The following is a 17,168-nucleotide window of genomic DNA, read 5'->3' on the forward strand; positions in this document are numbered from 1 at the left end:
CGAATCGGCCTCCGCTACACTCGGCCATCGTCCGAGGCCGCACCCGCATGCTGTCGCTCCATGTCGCCCACAAGCGCCGCCGCAAGGCGCGTACGCAGATGCCCAAGGTCGGCCTCGCCATCGCCGGCGGCGGTCCGATCGGCGGCATGTACGAACTCGGCGCGCTGCGTGCCCTGGACGAGGCGCTGGAGGGCATCGACCTGACCCGGCTGGACTGCTACGTGGGCGTGAGCAGTGGCGCGTTCCTGGCCGCGGGGCTGGCCAACCGCATCGGCACCGCCGAAATGTGCCGCGGTTTCATCACCGGCAACAGCGACGACATCAGCTTCCGGCCCGAGACCTTCCTGCGCCCGAACATCGGCGAAGTCGCGCGCCGCGCGGCCACCCTGCCCGCGCTGTCGTTCGACTGGGGTCGCCGGGTGTTGGCACAACCGGCGCGCGCACTGCGCTGGTCGGAGTGGATGCTGCGCTTCGGCGGTCTGGTGCCCACCGGCATCTTCGACAACCGTGCGGTGGAGCGCTTCCTGCGCGACGTGCTGACCCGGCGCGGGCGCAGCAACGATTTCCGCGAGCTCGACGCCGCGCTGTTCGTGGTGGCCGTGGATCTGGACAGCGGCGAGGCCGTGCGCTTCGGCGAGCCCGGCTGGGACACGGTGCCGATCTCGCGTGCCGTGCAGGCCAGCGCCGCGCTGCCGGGGCTGTATCCGCCGGTGGAGATCAACGGCCGGCATTTCCTCGACGGCGCACTGCGCCGGACCATGCATGCGTCCACCGTGCTCGACCGCGGCATCGACCTGATGATCGGCCTCAATCCGCTGGTCCCCTTCGACGCCTCGCGCGCGCCGCGCCGGCCGGGCGACGCCGACCCGCTGGGCCTGGCCACGGGCGGCCTGCCCAGCGTGCTGTCGCAGACCCTGCGCACCCTGCTGCAGTCGCGCATGCAGATCGGCATGGAAAAGTACCCGCGGCAATACCCCGACATCGACCAGCTGGTGTTCGAACCCAACGCCGGCGACAGCGAACTGTTCTTCACCAACCTCTTCAGCTTCTCGGCGCGCCAGCGCGTCTGTGAACTGGCCTATCGCAACACGCTGGCCGACCTGCGCAAGCGCGCGGACGACCTGGCGCCGGTGTTCGCAGCGCATGGCATCCGGCTGCGCCACGAGGTGCTGGCCGCCCGCAACCGCGGCCTCGCGGCATCGCTGGCGACACCGCCGCCGCGCAGCACCGAGACCACGGCACGGCTGCGACGGGCGCTGGACGATACCGACGCCCTGCTGGCGCGCAAACGCCGGACGACGCGCAGGGCCTGACCGCGCCCCGCGCTGGTGTGAATGCTCTACTCATCGACGCCACGCTACCGTCGTTCAAAACCATCCCTTCCCCGGAGGACGCCGTGGCCAAGTTCAAGAAGAGTGCGAAGAAGTCGACGACCGGCAAGGCCGACGCGCAGGCGCAGGCCGAGCGCCTGTCGAAGTCGCTCAGCGAGTCCGCGCAGCAGATCTGGCTGGCCGGCGTAGGCGCGTTCTCGCGCGCACAGGCGGAAGGCACCAAGCTGTTCGAAAGCCTGGTGAAGGAAGGCGTGAGCCTGGAGAACACCGCACGCAAGTTCGCCGGCCAGCGCGCCGACGTGGTGCGCGAGACGGTCGAAAGCCGTGTCGAGCAGGCCCGCGACCGTGCCACCGACACCTGGGACCGCCTGGAGAAAGTGTTCGAGGACCGCGTGCAGCGTGCCCTGGTCAAGCTGGGCGTGCCCGGCCGCGATGACCTGCGCGACCTGAGTGCGCGCGTCGACACGCTGACCGCCGAGCTCCGCCGCCAGGGTGGCACCGGGAAGCCGCGCAAGGCGGCGGCGAAGAAGACCAAGGCAGCGCCCGCGAAGAAGGCTCCGCGCAAGACCGCGAAGTCGGCGGCCCGCAGGCCGGCTGCAAAGCGCGCCGCGCGAAAGACGGCCGGGAAGCAGACCACCGCCTGATCCAGCGGCACCCGCAGGCGCCGGGCGCGGGTCGCTTCGGCGCCCCTCCGACCCGACCTCGGGCGAAAAGCCCGAGACCGGCTTGCCCGCGGCGGGGCCCGCGCGGGCGCTGTCCGCTCCTCGCGACGGCCGGGCACCGTGATCGTCGGCCCCTTCACTTCAGGTGTGTTCCGCTATCCTGTCGCGCTCACCGGGAGGTTCCATGGGCGCGGCTTCACACTGGATCATCGCCATCATCGTCGGCATCACCGTCGGCGTGGCGGGCACGCTGTATTTCCGCGCATTCCGCATGCGCCGCGACGAAACCCAGGCCGGCATCGCGGCCCTGTCCGCGGTGTCCTGGCGGGTCTTCATCCACATGGTGCTGGACGCCTGGTCGCGTCGCGGGTACGAACGTGTCGTCGACCAGCAAGACGTCTCCGGCGACCGCGATTTCGTGCTCGAGAAGGATGGCCAGCGCTGGCTGCTCTCGTGCAAGCACGGCAGTGCGTTCGTGCTCGGCAAGCCGGTGGTCAACGAACTGGCGAACGAAGTGAACCTCAAGGGCGCATCGGGCGGCTTCCTGGTCACGCAGGGCCGGATCACGGACGACGCGCGTCCGGTCGCTGCCCTGCAGCGCATCGAACTGCTGGATGGCACCGCGCTATGGCCCGAGTTGCGCGGGTTCATTCCCGCCGATCAGCTGGCCGAAATCCGCGCCAAGGCCGCCGAACGCGCACGCCAGGGCACGTTGCTGTCCTGGCTGGGCGCGCTGGTGGTCGGCATGGCGGTGTTCATCACGCTGCCTGCGCCGCGCCCTGCCATGCAGACGCCCGCGGCTTCGCCCGCCGTCGCGCCTGCGGGCAACGCGAGGACGGCGTTACCGGACGCTACGCCGCTTGCGGCCGCGCCACGCCAGTCGATCGAGGAACAACGCCAGGCGCTGCTCAATGCAGTATCCACGCTGGCCGAAGTGGACCGAGTCATCTGGTCCAGCGAGTCGACGCTGCAGGTCTATCTTGCAAGGGTGGATGGCGACGCATTCCAGCGCATCTGCCCGCTGGTCGAGCGTTTCGACGACCTCGCCTCGTCGCGCATACAGCTCACGCCGCCGGCCGGCAGCGATGCCTTGACGCGGTTCCGTCAGTGCCGCTCGTACTGATCCCCTGACGCACATCCCGCGCAGGCGACGCGCCGGTGGCCTGCTACCAGTGCACCCCGCGCATCATCGATGCGAAGGCGATCTGCTCCTGGCTGGGCGTTTCGTCCTTCAGCGCGGCGCGGTCGCCCTTGGCCGCCGCTGAATCCGGGAATAGTTCGAACGCGGTACTCATGATCACCTCGTAGGCCTTCGGCGCCACGGCATTGACCAATGCCGAGAAGATGCCCAGGCGCGTGGCGATGCGGCTGGGGCGTTCGATGATGCCCTTGACCACCAGGTCCGCGGCCTCGTCCGGGGTCAACGTGGGCACGCTGTCGTACATCTTGGTCGGTGCGATCATCGGGGTCTTCACCAGCGGCATGTTGATGGTGGTGAAGCTGATGCCCTTGCCCGACAGCTCGCCCTGCGCGCAGCGGCTGAATGCATCCAGCGCCGCCTTCGACGCCACGTAGGCCGAGAAGCGCGGTGAATTCGCCAGCACGCCGATCGAACTGATGTTGATGATGTGGCCCTTGCGGCGCTTGGTCATCACCGGCATGAAGCCCATGATCAGGCGCAGGCTGCCGAAATAGTTCAGCTGCATGGTGCGCTCGAAATCATGGAAGCGGTCGTAGCTGAGCTCGATCGAGCGCCGGATCGAACGCCCCGCGTTGTTGATGAGCACGTCGACGTGGCCGTGCTCCTTGAGGATCTTCGCCACCAGCCGGTCGCAGTCGGCCATGTCGGCGAGGTCCGCGGTGTAGGCGAAGACCTTGCCTCCGGCGGCCTTCATCTCGTCACGGGCCTTGAACAGCTCGTCCTTGCCGCGCGCCACGATCACCGTCACCGCACCCGCCTCGGCCACGCGCTGCGCGGTGGACAGACCAATGCCCGACGAGCCGCCGGTGATCACCACCACCTTGTTGCGCACCTTGCCCTTGAGCGTGCGGTCGATGAACAGGTCCGGATCGAGGTGGCGTTCCCAGTAGTCCCACAGCCGCCAGGCGTAGGTGTCCAGCGGCGGCACCGAAATGCCGCTGCCCTTCAGCGCGCGCTCGGTCTCGCGGCTGTCGAAGCGCGTGGGATAGGTGATGAACTTCATCACCTGCTTCGGAATGCGGAAGTCGCGCAGCAGCATGCCGATGAAACGCTTGACCGGCGGCAGGTTGCCCACCGCGCCGCGGATCGAGGGCGGTACGAAGGCGAACATGCGCGCGTCGATCCGCATCGTCATTTCCGGCGCATGGCCGGCGCGTGCGAAGGTGTTGAGCACCTCGCCCACGCGCATCGGTTCCGGATCGGTCAGGTGGAAGGTGCCGCCATCGAGCTTCGACTTGTGCGCGATGTGGTCCATGGCGTCGACCACGAAGTCCACCGGCACCAGGTTGATGCGGCCGCCCTCCAGCCCCAGCACCGGCATCCACGGCGGCAGCGTCTGCCGCAGCTTCTTGATCAGGGTGAAGAAGTAATACGGCCCGTCGATCTTGTCGATCTCGCCGGTCTGTGAATGACCGACCACCATGCCCGGTCGGTACACCCGCCACTTGACGCGCCTTTCCTCTCGCACCAACCGCTCGGATTCATGCTTGGTGCGCAAGTACGGATCGTCAAGGCCTTCGGCCTCGTCGAACATGTCTTCGCGGAAGATGCCCGGGTACAGCCCTGCCACTGCGATCGAACTTGCATGGTGGAAGCACCCCGCGCCCAGTGCAGCGGCAAGATCGAGTGCATGCTGCGTCCCTTCGATATTCGCGGCCTTCTGCGCGTCGGCGCTGGCGGTCAGGTCGTAGATCGCCGCAAGGTGGAAGAAATGCCTGACCTTGCCGCCCAGCGCCTTTGCTTGCGCACTCGAGACACCGCATCCGGGCTGGGTCATGTCGCCAGCAACCGGCAGCATGCGTTTCATGTCCCAGCCCATCCTTTTGCCGATGGCCTCGAGCTTCTTCTTCGAGTCTTCCCGCACCAGCACGTGCACCGTGCCCTTCCGCTTGAGCAGCCTGGAGACGAGGTGACGGCCGATAAAGCCCGTTGCGCCGGTAACGAAATAGGTCATGGTGCGCTCCGAAGAAAGTTGCCCTGGCGCAAGCGCGCCCTCCCGCGCCTACGTTGCCAGAGCAGCGCGGCCACCACAATCCGGCGGCGTATTGACCCGGTCATGGACGCATGCTGTCATGGCGCCAGCCGACGGGAGGGACGCCATGTCCGATTTGCAACAGGCCTTCGAGCAGGCCGCGAAAGACGTCAAGACGCTCACCGAGCGCCCCGACAACGACACCCTGCTCAAGCTCTACGCGCTGTACAAGCAGGGCGCCGAAGGTGACGTGAGCGGCGAAAAACCGGGTTTCTTCGATTTCGTCGGCACCGCCAAGTACGAGGCCTGGGGCAAGCTGAAGGGCACGCCCCAGGATGCTGCACAGCAGCAGTACGTTGCCCTGGTGAACAAGCTGACCGGCTGACCACACGCCACCTGCCCCGCCACGATGGCCCGCGACACGCGCCAGCGCATCCTCGACTGCTCGCTTGCGATGTTCAACGCGCAGGGCGAGCCGACCGTCACCACCAACCACATCGCCGACGAGCTGGAGATCAGCCCAGGCAACCTGTACTACCACTTCCGCAACAAGGACGACATCATCGAGCAGCTGTTCGCTACGTACGAACAGCGCATGGATGAAGCGCTCACGCCACCGGACGGCCGCCTGCCCGGCCTCGAAGACATCTGGATGCAGTTGCACCATGTCTTCGAATGCATCTGGGACTACCGTTTCCTCTACCGCGACCTGTTGGAGATCCTCAGCCGAAACCGGCGCCTGCGCATTCGTTTCGCGCGCATCCTCAAGCGCGCCGACGACCGCGCGCATACGGTGATGCGCGGGCTCTCTCAGGCCGACGTGATCCGCGCGTCCGCGGCCGAGATCGATGCCGCCGCCACCAACCTGCTGGTACTGGCGACGTTCTGGCTCAATTACGCCACCGTGCGCGGCGACAAGGACGAACAGGCAGCGATCCGCAGTGGCATCGTGCAGGTGATGATGTTGCTCTCGCCGTTCCTGCGCGATGCCGAGCGCGTGCACCTCAACCAGCTGATCCGCGCCTACACCGACTGACACACGGGACATACCACATGGCCAAACCCGCCTGGACCGCCTTCCCGCACGATGCCAAGGGCTTTACCTACGCTGGCGATGCCTTGAAGAAGGCCTGGCCGCGGCTGCATGCCGGCGACGTCGAGCCGTATCCGGATGCCAAGCGCGCCGCCGCGCTGCTGAAGTCCGCAGGCAAGGCGGCGCCGAAGGGCCTGGATGCCGACGCGCTGGCCGATGCGCTACAGGAAGCATGGCGCGCCTTCCACCGCGGCGATTTCAAGACCGCCTTCGATGCCGGCGAAGCGCTCGGTCCGGTCGGTGCCTCCGTGGCCGTGAAGGCGCTGGGCATCCACGCCACCTACCTGGTCACCGGCGACGCCGAGAAGCTCAAGCGCTACGAACAGGCGGCCAAGCTGGCGGAAGACGCGGTCAAGGCCCTGCCCGGAGAAGCCAACGCCCACTACCGCCACGCCTTCGCATTGGGCCGCTACAGCCAGGGCATCAGCATCGGCAAGGCGCTCAAGCAAGGCATTGCCGGCAAGGTGCGGGAGGCACTGGACACCACGCTCGAATTGGCACCCCAGCACGCCGAGGCTCATACCGCGCTGGCGTTGTACCACGCGGAAATCATCGACAAGATCGGCGCGATGATCGGTGGCCTGACCTATGGCGCCAAGGCCGCCGAGGCCGAATCGCACATCAAGACTGCGCTGAAACTGACGCCGGATTCGCCGATCGCCCACATCGAGCACGGCAACGTGCTGATGCTGCTGCATGGCGAAAAAAGGGAGGATGCCGCGGCCGCAGCCTACGAGAAGGCCGCCAGGCTCAAGCCCGCCGACGCGATGGAAGCGCTGGATGCGGCGTATGCGCGGGAGCAGCTGGAGTAGTCGTTCCGCTGCAGGGATCCGTCACCCCGGCGAACGTCGGCGCCCAACGCCATTCCCGAACTCCGTTGGAGCAACCGTTTCCGCGTAAGGCGCTTCGGCACGCCCTCTCCACCAACCCCTGCGACGGGCACAGGGACCTTGCAATCCCGCGACCCGCCGTTCCGCTTGCCGCCGCGCCCGCGGCCCCGTAGAATTCGCGTCCCGATTCGGCAGCGCGTTGCACCTCGGTGACCGCGCGGGCCGCCCGCCACCCCTTGCCCTCCCCCGCAAGCGGAGGAGGGGGAGTGGCGGTCAGGCTTCGCCTGACCCGTTTCTTTTAGGGCGGTTAGCTCAGCGGTAGAGCATTGCCTTCACACGGCAAGGGTCGCAGGTTCGAACCCTGCACCGCCCACCAATCTTGAGTCATTACAGTGACTTACACCGGGCCGACAGGTGTCGGCCCGGTCTTTTCCGACGCCCGCAACCGGCTTCGATGAACGTTTTTTTACAGGCCATCGGCTATCGTGTCGCGATCCATTCGCAACCGGTTCCGAGCCCTTATGCCCTCCAGCAAGAGCAACATCACCCTCCGCAAGCCCGGCAAGTCCGGTGGCAAGCAGGCCGCCAGCCTGACCCGCGAGCAGATCGCTGACGACCTGGCGGCATTCCGCAAGTCCGGCGGCAAGGTCGAGCGCCTCGGCAACACGAATACCTTCAAGAAGATCGGCTGACACCCCGCCGACATGCGCGCGGCGCGACGGGCGGCCTCACTCCGTCGCGCAGCCGCCGACCTGCTGGAATGCGAGGTCCTGGAACCCGTAGCTGGAATTGATCGCGGGGTTCGTCCGTTTCATCCGGAGCATGTGGCCGCTCTCAGTCGCCTGGAACTCCAGCCAGGCCTCCGCATCGACATCCACGTCACGCCAGTCGACGAGCCAGCGGCCATCGACGTGCATCACGTCGCCGGACAGTTTCGGTGACTTCAACGACTGGAACTGTACGCCGTCGCCCTTCGGGCATACGAGCGCCTCACCGAACCACGGGTCGCGGTACCGCCCGAGCCGGTCGCCAAGTTCCGCTGCCGTTGCCGCCATGCGCGCGTCGCCGCCAGCGTCCATCGATTCGGTCGTCGCCTCGCGGGACGCGACCAGCAGCGACGCGTAATGGTCGACCGTGTGGCGCGCCGGATCGCCGGAAGTGAACTGCTTGGCGAGCGCCTGCATCAGTACCGTGCGTGCTTCGCCAGCATCGCCATTGGCCATGAACACGATACCGACGCGCAACTCCGGCAGCAGTACGACCGATGAGTACATGCCGGCCAGCGTGCCCGTATGCGACACCTGCGCCGTGCCATCCACGTCGGTCAGCCGCCAGCCATACCCGTAGGCCGAAAAATGGCTGCGATCCCACTCGCGCATCCGTTGCGTCAGTGGCATCGCAACATGCGCCTTCCACAGTTCGCCGCGCTGCGCTTGCGACAGCCATGGATGGCCATCGATGCCGACGACGTCGCCTTCCGGTTGCAGCCACGCCTGCATCCAGGCAAGCATGTCATCGAGGCTGCAGCGCAGCCCTCCCGCGGCCATCATCGGCGCGTCAGGAATCGTCCCGGGGTCGGGACGGATGGGGAGGTTGCGGCCTTCCCGATGGATATGCGGCTGGGCGACATTGCCCACCGCGTCCCGCTGCCACGCGCCGGCCTGACAGCGCGCCATCCCCAGCGGCGCGAACACCTCGCGCCGGACCAGCACGTCATAAGGTGCGCCACCAGCGGCCGCGGCCACCTCGCCCGCCACCACGTACAGCGCGTTGTTGTATACGTAGCGCGAACGGAAGCTGTAGCCAGGCCGCAGATGACGCAAGCCATGCAGGACATCCTGCCGGTTGAACCGGTTGGGCTCCGGCCAGAACATCAGGTCGCCTGCGCCGGGTCCAAACCCGGCGTGGTGGACCAGCAGGTCGCGCACCTGCAACTCGCGGGTCACCCAATCGTCAGGCATCCGGAAATCGGGCAGGTATTTGCGGACCGGATCGTTCCAAGCCAGCTTGCCCTGCTCCACCAAACGTGCCAGCAGCGCCGTTGTCATCGGCTTGCTGTTGGACGCGATCTTGAACACGGTTGCCCGGTCGACGGGATCCCGTCCGTCCGTCGACAGCACACCTTGCGCAAGGGTGTAGGCGACCTGGCCATCCACCACGATACCAATCGCAAGCCCCGGCAGCGCATAGCGGTTGCTCGCATCCGCTACCAGCGCGTCGATAGCCTCGATATTGATTGACCGCATCCTCCCCGATGCAACGGCACCGGAAGCGACCGCCGCAACCGGAAGCGCCATGAACAACATGAGGGCCAAGCGAAGAAGGCGGCCTGCACGCAGGCCGCCTCCGTTTCGCCCGAGGCAATGCGCCGCCCCTGGCGACGACATCCCGGCACCTCCAGCCATCAGAAATCGAAGGTGATGTTGGCGTAGATCTGCCGACCGATTGGGCTGTAGCTGCGCGGGGCGAAGTACGGCCACGCGGTGTACGAGTCGTCCTGCGGCGGCATCTTGTTGAACACGTTGACCACGCTCAGGCCCAGCCGCATCTGCTCGGTGATCCGCTTCGACACGTCGGCATTCCACAGCGTGAACGAGCTGCCGCGCCCCGGGTGCGTGATCTGGTTGTTGTTTGGCCGGGAGCCCAGCCTGTAGCCGTAGATGCTGCTGTTCCAGTCGTCGATCGACCAGTTCAGGCGGAGGTTGGAGCGGTTGCGGACGGGGTTGTACTCGACGTTGTTGCGTTCGTCGCGCAGCGGCTGGTCGGCGAACGCCGCGTGTTCGAACGAGAACACGTGGGTATAGCCCGCCTGCACGCCCAGGCTGCCGAACCGGCCGATGTCCTGCGAATAGCGCAACGAGGCATCGACGCCGGTGGTTTTCATCAGCGCGGCGTTGATCGGGAACGAGGTGAATCGCGTGATCCGCCCGAGGGGATTGGAGTCGGTGATCGGACGCTCGACGGTGCTGAGATAGAACTGGCACTCGGCGGAGTTGACGTCCACCGAGCCGCCTGCGCGGTCACGACCAAGGCGACAGTCGGCCTCACGCTCCAGCGTGATGCGATCCGGCGACAGCTGCACGCGGTCCTCGAGCTCGATCTGGTAGTAGTCGACCGTGAGCGACAGGTTCGGCACCACGTCCCACACCAGGCCCGCCGTCGTCGACTTGCCGGTTTCCGGTTCGAGCAGCGGATTGGCCGACGACACGCGGTAGGACTGGTAATAGTAGTCGCCGCCCGTCGCGATGCAGGCATCGGACTCGGGGTCCACGCCATCGCGACGGCACCAGAACTCATCGATGACGAAGGGGTTCGACCCGGTGGTTCCGGCGTAGATCCACAGGATGTCCGGGGCCCGGAAGCTGGTCGCATGGGTCGCGCGGAGCAGCAGGTTGTTGGTCGGCCGCCACTCAAGGCCAGCCTGCCACGTCACCGCATCCTGCGTGGCGACATCCTTGTACTCGTCATAGCGCGCGGCAAGCGTCGCCTCGACGCTCGACAGGATCGGCACGCGGAACTCCAGGCCCGCCGCATATCGGTCGCGCGGGCCGCCGCCCGGCGTTCCGGTCAGGTTGTAGACGCGCTCGGGACCGGTGTAGTCCACCGTGATGCGGGGGTCCGGCCGTAGGTCGTAGTCCATCCGCGACGCTTCCAGCAACGCAGCCATCTGCACGCTGCCTGCAGGCAGGTCGAACAGCGGGCCCGCGAACACGAACTGCGCACCATCGTTCTTCGACGAACCGTCGTTGAGCACCATCGTGGTCAGCTGGTCGTACAGCGCCGGCGTTCCGGGCGCGAACAGCCTGTCGATGTAGAACTCTCGGATCTCGGTGCCATCCGGGTGGTAGCCCTGGACCGGGCCCATGTAGTAATCACGAATGGCGTTCGTCAGGAAACGCGGACGCGCGGTCGCAATCTCGAAACGGGACAGCACCACGCTCGCATCCCAGTCGAAGCGGTTGTTGAAGGCCGTGCCCTGCACGCCCACGTTGAGGTTCCACGCTTCCTCATCGAAGGTGATGTAGTTCTGCCCCACCTCCGCGGGATCGAACGACCGCGACGCCGTCACGCGCCCCAGCACCGGGTCCTGCACGATGAAGGGTGCCTCACCGATGAAGTAATGCGTCTGGCTGCTGCTCTTGTCCTTGGAACGGTTGTACAGGAACTGGGCATAACCCTGCACGTTCGGGGTGAAGTCGAAGGTACCGGACAGGTATCCGGACGTCTTGCCGTAGCCGTTCTGCAGAGTCCGCGCATCGTAGTACGCATTGTTGCCGCACCGGTTCGGCACGGCCACGGTCGTCGCACTGTGGAACGGCACGAAATTCGGATTGGTCTGGTTGCAGGCGTAAAGCAGGGCATCGTAGGACGTCGACAGGTTGCCGTTCGCATCCGGCCAGTAGTAAACATTGGGAGACGTGGTCCGGAAATACACGCCGGAAAGCGATGCCGTCGGACGCGGGTTGTCGGTCCGGTACTGCGGCGCGGCGAGATAGCTGAGGCCACGCTGTGCCGCCACGATCTCTTCCCGATCCAGGCGCTCCAGCGCATACAGCAGGTTCCAGCGATCACCACTCCGGCCGCCCACCCACTGCAGCAGCCCTGTGTCGCCGCCGCCGCGGCTGGTGGTGCCGCCACGCAGGCGAACGGTGTCGCCTTCGTAGTTGGTCTTGGTGATGATGTTGATCACGCCGGCCACAGCGTCGGAGCCGTAGATCGCGGACGCGCCACCACTCATGACTTCTATGCGTTCCACCGCCGCGGCAGGGATCGACCCAGTGCTGACGCCGGTGCTGGTGCCGCCATAGGCTTGCGGGTACTCGGCGATGCGCTTGCCATTGAGCAGCACCAGCTGGTAGCCGGGGCCAAGGCCACGCAGGTTGATGAACTGTCCGTTCGGCGACTGCCCGGTCACGTCGGTCTCGTTCTGGGCATTTCCGGTGAACTGGCTCAGCGTACCCAGCGACTCCCACACGGTCGTGAACCCCTGCCGCTCGATCTCTTCGGCGGTAATCACCACGACGGGCGCAGGTCCCTCTGTGTTGGCGCGCGCGATACGCGAGCCCGTCACCGTCACCCTGTCCAGCGACGCGCTGTCACTGGCCGGCGGCGCGGGCTGCGCCTCGGGCGCCTGCTGCTGGGCACTGGCGTTGCCCGCAAGCGCCAGAACGATGGCGAACGACAACACGGACCCGACGATTCTTGGCTTGCTGGCCTTGCAACTTGCTGGCATGTGGATCTCCCCGGCTGGACTGACTGAAGCGAAACGGCCACCCCTGCGATGCCCCATGGGGCATCGCAGGGCAAGACCTTTATCCCGTCGTGCCCCGCGGGACTCGTCCGCCATGCGGATCCCGCGGTACGTTCGAGCCAGACATTGTCGGCTCGCCTGTGCCGAATCGCCACGCCGGTGGCTTGGCAGGCATGGCCTGCCGTCCGTCCGGGTGGCGATGCGCGCGATCGAACATCACCAGAAGTCGTACTGCACCAACAGGCTGTAGGCACGACCACGCGGATCGGCGATGCGCGGCTCCCATGCCGCGCCGCTCGCCCAGTCGTTCTTGTGCGCGGTGAACGGCGGATCGCGATCGAGCAGGTTCTTCACGCCCAGCGTCAACTTCATCTTGTCGATGCCCGTATAGCTGACGCTGTAGTTGTAGGTGATGTAGCGGTCGACATCCGGGTTCCAGTCGGACGGGATGTAGTGCCCCGCCGCGACGCTCGTCGGCACTTCGTCCTTGTAGCCGTGGCGGTAGATCTGCGTGATCGAATGCGACCAGTCTTCCTTCGCCCAGGAGAAGCCCAGCGTATGCTTCCAGCGCAACGGCAGGCTGAAGTAGCGGATGTACTCACCGACACGATTGTCCGAGTAAGGCAGGAACTCGAGCAGCTTGTCCTGGTAGTTGTCCAGGTAGCTGCCATTGAGGTGCAGGCGCCAGTTGCCGCCAGCCAGCTGGCCGCGGAAATTGACGTCCACCTCGACGCCGCTCATCAACGTGCCGCCTGAATTCACGAAGCGCCGATCCAGCCCGATCACGTCGCCCGCCGCGTTGCGGATCCAGTTGTCGATGAACAGGTCGTAGTTGTTGCGCAGCGTGTCCACGTCCGGACCCGTGCGGATGGTGTCGATGCGCTCGATCTCCCACCAGTCCAGGCTCATATTGAACCAATCGACGGGCGCGATCACCACGCCCAGGCTCTTCTGGCGCGATTCCTCGGGTGCGAGGTCGGGCTTGCCACCGGTGATGATGTCCGGGCGGATCTGGACGCACTCCGGACGCGTGTCGTCGACCACGCCGCCGGGGCAGCGGCCGGGATCCGCCAGGTCCAGGCCTGTGTAGGGAGTTGCGGTGATTCCGCTGAACAACTTACTGAACTCGGGCGCCTTGAATCCGGTGCTGTACGCACCACGGAACGCCAGCGCATCGAACGGCTGCCATTTGAATGCCACCTTGGGGTTCGCGGTGCCGCCGAATCCATCGTACTCGTCGTAGCGTGCGGCGATCGTGAACTCCAGGCTGTCGAGGACCGGCATGTACAGCTCGGTAAACACGGCCTTGACATTGCGACTCACCGACGGCAGCGCATTGGCATCGTCGAACGGCGCATTGAAGATCGCCGGGCGCTCGGCCGCGGCACGACGGTCGCCGTTGAACTCGAACTCTTCGCGGCGCACGTCCACGCCGAACGCGACCTGCATGTCGCCACCGCCGAGTCGGCCGATACTGGTGGATGCAGCCGCGTCGAATCCAGTGACGATGGAGCGACCGCCGTACAGCACGACCCCCGCCGCAGATGCGGCTTCCAGCGCAGCCATTGCCGCCGGGCTCTGCTCCTGCCCCGGCATGAGGAAGGGATTGAGCAAGCCGGAGCCCAGGGCCTGCTGCAGCCCTGCCGTGTAGTGATAGCCGGTGCCCAGGCGCGATGTGGACTCGCTGGCGGCGCGCGACAGGCCCATGGTGTAGTCCCAGTTGCCGACGGTGCCGTCCAACCCGAACATCACGCGGTAAGCCTTGGTGTTGGTCTGCACTTCGCGCGGGCCGCAAGCCATGCAGCGCCAGCGATAGGCGATGGGTGCGCCGTAGTTGAGTTGCTCCGCACCGAAATAGGCGGCCATCGCGTTGTAGATGGAGTCGTACGTTGCCCGCGTCGTTTCGTTCAACGGGTACCACGTCGTGGGATTGAACGCGGCAGTCGCTACGCCGCTCGACGAAATCTGATTGGGCTCGAAGATCCGGTTGACATCCACCTCGGACCCCATCGCCTCCACGTAGGCCTGGTGGTTGTCGCTGATCTTGAACGTGGCGCGACCCAGGAACTGCACGCTCTCCTGCGGTTGCTGCATGACCGCTGCCGCCGGGTAATCCCATGCGCAGCCGAACCGTGAGGCGACGTTGGTCGCAGTCGTCGCCCACAGGCGGAAATCATAGGGCCCCATCATGTCCCCGCCCGCCTCGCATCCTGCAGCGCCCGGCAGGTTCAGGGTGTTCACGCCATTGACCACCCCGCCGCCCGGCGCGGTCAATGTCGTCGGCGTCATGCCGCCTGCGAAATTGAAGAGCGTCGCGAACGGCGTCCCGCGCGTATCAGGGGAGAGGCCACGATCGGGCTGGAACGTGTTGGAAAAATCACGCGAGTTGCCGCGCAGGATGTCGTTCTTCTTCAGACCGACCGTCGCGAAGACATTCCAGCGGTCGGCATCCAGATCGCCGGCACCCAGCAGGATGTTGGTGCTGTAGATGTTGCCGCCACCTGCCTCAGGCAGGTCGACGAAGGCATTGACCTGCATGCCCGAATAGTCGGTGCGGGTGATGAAGTTGATGACGCCACCGATGGCATCGGTGCCGTACACAGCCGAGGCACCATCGCGCAGCACTTCCACGCGGTCGATCGCGGCGAACGGGATGGAGTTCAGGTCGACGGCCTGTCCACGCAAGCCATGCGTGGCCACGCGGCGACCATTGAGCAGCACCAGCGTCGCGTCCGCACCCTGCCCGCGCAGGTTGGCGCCGGATACGCCGTTGTTGCCACGCAGGTCCGGGGGCGCGATGCCCGCATTCGCCGCGAGATTGTCCGACCCGTTGCCGGCAATATTGAGGTACTGCATCAGTTGTTCGGCCGACGAGATGCCCTGCGCCTCAATGTCCGCCTTCTGGATCACCGTGACGGGCAGCGCAGCCTCCACATCGGTGCGCTTGATGCGCGAGCCCGTGACTTGCACCCGGTCCAGGGCACGCGCTTCGCCCGCTTGGGCAGTGCCGTCCTGAGCAGTGGCTGTACCAGCAAGGGCCAACAGGATGGCTGCGGACAAGGTCGAACCCAGGGCCCTGGTTCCCGAGACGTGGCGTACTGCTGACATGCGAATCCCCGCGTAGATGATGTGTTGTGGTTGGGCATCCGGCAGTGGCGAGTCCCCCGCACCACCGGCCTCCCGCCGACGGCTCCCGCGCCTCTTCCGGTTTCCGTCTGCTTAACATGATCGTCACACCCTTGTCAATTTTTTATTCTCCAGTAATCTGCGCCGATATCGATTTATTCCTGGGGGTAAGACACCCGTGACTGTGCCCGCGATTCCCCCCGGCCCCGCCACGTCCGGGCCATCGTCGCCGACCGGTGAAGCCGCAGCCCGCAAGCGTCGCGCGTCGATCGGGCCGCCGGTGGCCTTGGCCGCCGCGCTTTGGGTTTTCTGCCTGCCTGCGCTGGCAGCGCCGGAGCCGGCACCGGCACAATCCGCATCCGTCGTAGAGCCCGTGATCGGTGTCCGCGACGTGCATCTCGCCCCCGCGTACTGGATCGCCAAGGCGCGCCAGCCGGACCGCGTGGTGATGACGCCTGCCGCCATCGCCACCCAGAACCTGGCGATGGAGACCATCGAGCCGTCGCTGCACGACATCGAATCGCTGCCTGTCACCCTTGAACGCGAGCAGGTGCAGGCGTGGATCGAATCGGTCTCGGTTCGGCCCACGCGCGCGCTTTACGACGAAACCGGTAACGAAGGCAGCAGTCGCGCCATTGACCGCCTGGTCAATGCGCTGGACCTGAATCGCATTCCGCAGACCCAGGTGACCCGCTACGGCATGGTGGTCCGCCGGGCCAGCCTGCGTACGTTCCCCACTGACCTGCGCGTCTACAACACCCCCGACGATCGCAACCTCGACCGCTTCCAGGAAAGCGCCCTGTTCCCGGGCACGCCGGTCGCCGTGGTGCATGAAAGCCGTGACCGCGAATGGCTGTTCGTGGTCAGCCAGACGTACGCCGCGTGGATCGACAAGGATGCGGTCGCATTCGGCGAGAAGGAGGAGATCTTCGCGCATCTGCGCCGCGCACCCTACGTAGTCGTGACCGGGGCCACCGTACGCACCGTGCATGCGCGGCAGGAGCCACGCGTGTCGGAAGTGCAGCTGGACATGGGCGTACGCCTGCCGCTGGTGCAGGCGCTGCCGGAAGACGGGCTGGTCAATGGCCAGCATCCCTATTTCGGCCATGCGGTCGACCTGCCGGTGCGCAACGACGACGGCACGCTGTCCTTTGCGCCGGCACTGATCCCGCTATCCGCGGATGTCGCAACCGGCTACCTGGAGATGACGCGCGCCAACCTGCTGCGGCAGGCCTTCAAGTTCCTGGGCGAGCGCTACGGCTGGGGCCACTCGTTCAATGCGCGCGATTGCAGTGGTTTCGTGTCGGAGGTGTACCGCAGCTTCGGCGTGCTGATGCCGCGCAATACACGCGACCAGTCGGTCAGTCCCGCGCTCAACCGCATCGAAGTGGATCCGGGCATGTCCTACGACGACCGCCTCGAACTGGTGCGCAAGACCGAGATCGGCGACCTGATCTACATCCCCGGGCACGTAATGATGGTCATCGGCCACGAGGACGGCAACCCGTACGTGATCCACGACACCGCGGGCATGTCGTACCAGCAGGCCGACGGCAGCCTGCGCCGGCTGACGCTGCAGGGCGTAGTGGTCACGCCCCTGCTGCCGATGATGTCGGACGAGCATCGCACCACCATCGAACGCATCACCAACATCCAGCGGATCCGGCCATGATGCCGCGCCGGCTCCCGCACGCAAGGAAGG

General features: G+C 66.2%; 12 protein-coding genes and 1 tRNA gene. 9 read left to right on the forward strand and 4 right to left on the reverse strand.

What is annotated here, in order from left to right; all coding sequences use genetic code 11:
* Positions 1-47: 47 nt before the first annotated feature.
* The 3 genes from E2F46_RS00075 (at position 48) to E2F46_RS00085 (ending at position 3,116) form a co-directional block, all read left to right on the forward strand.
* Positions 48-1,313: a patatin-like phospholipase family protein gene (locus E2F46_RS00075; protein WP_133320161.1), complete on the forward strand. Its 1,266-nt coding sequence runs from the start codon at positions 48-50 to the stop codon at positions 1,311-1,313.
* A gap of 83 nt (positions 1,314-1,396) precedes the next feature.
* Complete coding sequence (locus E2F46_RS00080; protein ID WP_133320162.1) at positions 1,397-1,975, forward strand: phasin family protein; 579 nt, start codon at positions 1,397-1,399, stop codon at positions 1,973-1,975.
* Positions 1,976-2,177: 202 nt separating this feature from the next.
* Entirely contained in the window at positions 2,178-3,116 is a 939-nt protein-coding gene (locus E2F46_RS00085; protein ID WP_133320163.1) for a restriction endonuclease, read from the forward strand.
* 43 nt (positions 3,117-3,159) lie between these two features.
* Here the strand turns inward: E2F46_RS00085 and E2F46_RS00090 are convergent, their stop codons facing one another.
* Entirely contained in the window at positions 3,160-5,148 is a 1,989-nt protein-coding gene (locus E2F46_RS00090; RefSeq protein WP_133320164.1) for an SDR family oxidoreductase, read from the reverse strand.
* 145 nt (positions 5,149-5,293) lie between these two features.
* On the opposite strand from E2F46_RS00090, the gene E2F46_RS00095 reads away from it, so the two are divergent.
* From E2F46_RS00095 to E2F46_RS17375, 5 genes are all read left to right on the forward strand, one after another.
* Positions 5,294-5,551, forward strand: a complete 258-nt coding sequence (locus E2F46_RS00095; protein ID WP_133320165.1) for an acyl-CoA-binding protein — start codon at positions 5,294-5,296, stop codon at positions 5,549-5,551.
* 24 nt (positions 5,552-5,575) lie between these two features.
* The gene (locus tag E2F46_RS00100) at positions 5,576-6,202 is read left to right on the forward strand and encodes a TetR/AcrR family transcriptional regulator (protein ID WP_133320166.1); all 627 of its coding nucleotides are present in this window, start codon (positions 5,576-5,578) and stop codon (positions 6,200-6,202) included.
* A gap of 17 nt (positions 6,203-6,219) precedes the next feature.
* Entirely contained in the window at positions 6,220-7,071 is an 852-nt protein-coding gene (locus E2F46_RS00105; RefSeq protein ID WP_133320167.1) for a hypothetical protein, read from the forward strand.
* Between the two features lie 319 nt (positions 7,072-7,390).
* Positions 7,391-7,465, forward strand: a tRNA-Val gene (locus E2F46_RS00110).
* Between the two features lie 145 nt (positions 7,466-7,610).
* The gene (locus E2F46_RS17375) at positions 7,611-7,781 is read left to right on the forward strand and encodes a hypothetical protein (RefSeq protein ID WP_165967294.1); all 171 of its coding nucleotides are present in this window, start codon (positions 7,611-7,613) and stop codon (positions 7,779-7,781) included.
* A 36-nt stretch (positions 7,782-7,817) separates the two neighbouring features.
* Here E2F46_RS17375 and E2F46_RS00115 read toward each other — a convergent pair whose 3' ends face one another.
* The 3 genes from E2F46_RS00115 to E2F46_RS00125 form a co-directional block, all read right to left on the reverse strand.
* Positions 7,818-9,494, reverse strand: a complete 1,677-nt coding sequence (locus E2F46_RS00115; protein ID WP_243720272.1) for a serine hydrolase — start codon at positions 9,492-9,494, stop codon at positions 7,818-7,820.
* Positions 9,494-12,322 (reverse strand): TonB-dependent receptor plug domain-containing protein, encoded by a 2,829-nt coding sequence (locus E2F46_RS00120; RefSeq protein ID WP_133320168.1) that lies wholly within the window; start codon positions 12,320-12,322, stop codon positions 9,494-9,496. Before E2F46_RS00120 ends, E2F46_RS00115 begins: the two co-directional genes overlap by 1 nt.
* A 234-nt stretch (positions 12,323-12,556) precedes the next feature.
* Positions 12,557-15,400 (reverse strand): TonB-dependent receptor plug domain-containing protein, encoded by a 2,844-nt coding sequence (locus E2F46_RS00125; RefSeq protein WP_243720243.1) that lies wholly within the window; start codon positions 15,398-15,400, stop codon positions 12,557-12,559.
* A 457-nt stretch (positions 15,401-15,857) separates the two neighbouring features.
* On the opposite strand from E2F46_RS00125, the gene E2F46_RS00130 reads away from it, so the two are divergent.
* Entirely contained in the window at positions 15,858-17,138 is a 1,281-nt protein-coding gene (locus E2F46_RS00130; protein ID WP_243720244.1) for a C40 family peptidase, read from the forward strand.
* The last annotated feature ends 30 nt before the right edge of the window (positions 17,139-17,168 follow it).

Source organism: Luteimonas aestuarii, from assembly GCF_004357985.1.
Lineage (GTDB): Bacteria > Pseudomonadota > Gammaproteobacteria > Xanthomonadales > Xanthomonadaceae > Luteimonas > Luteimonas aestuarii.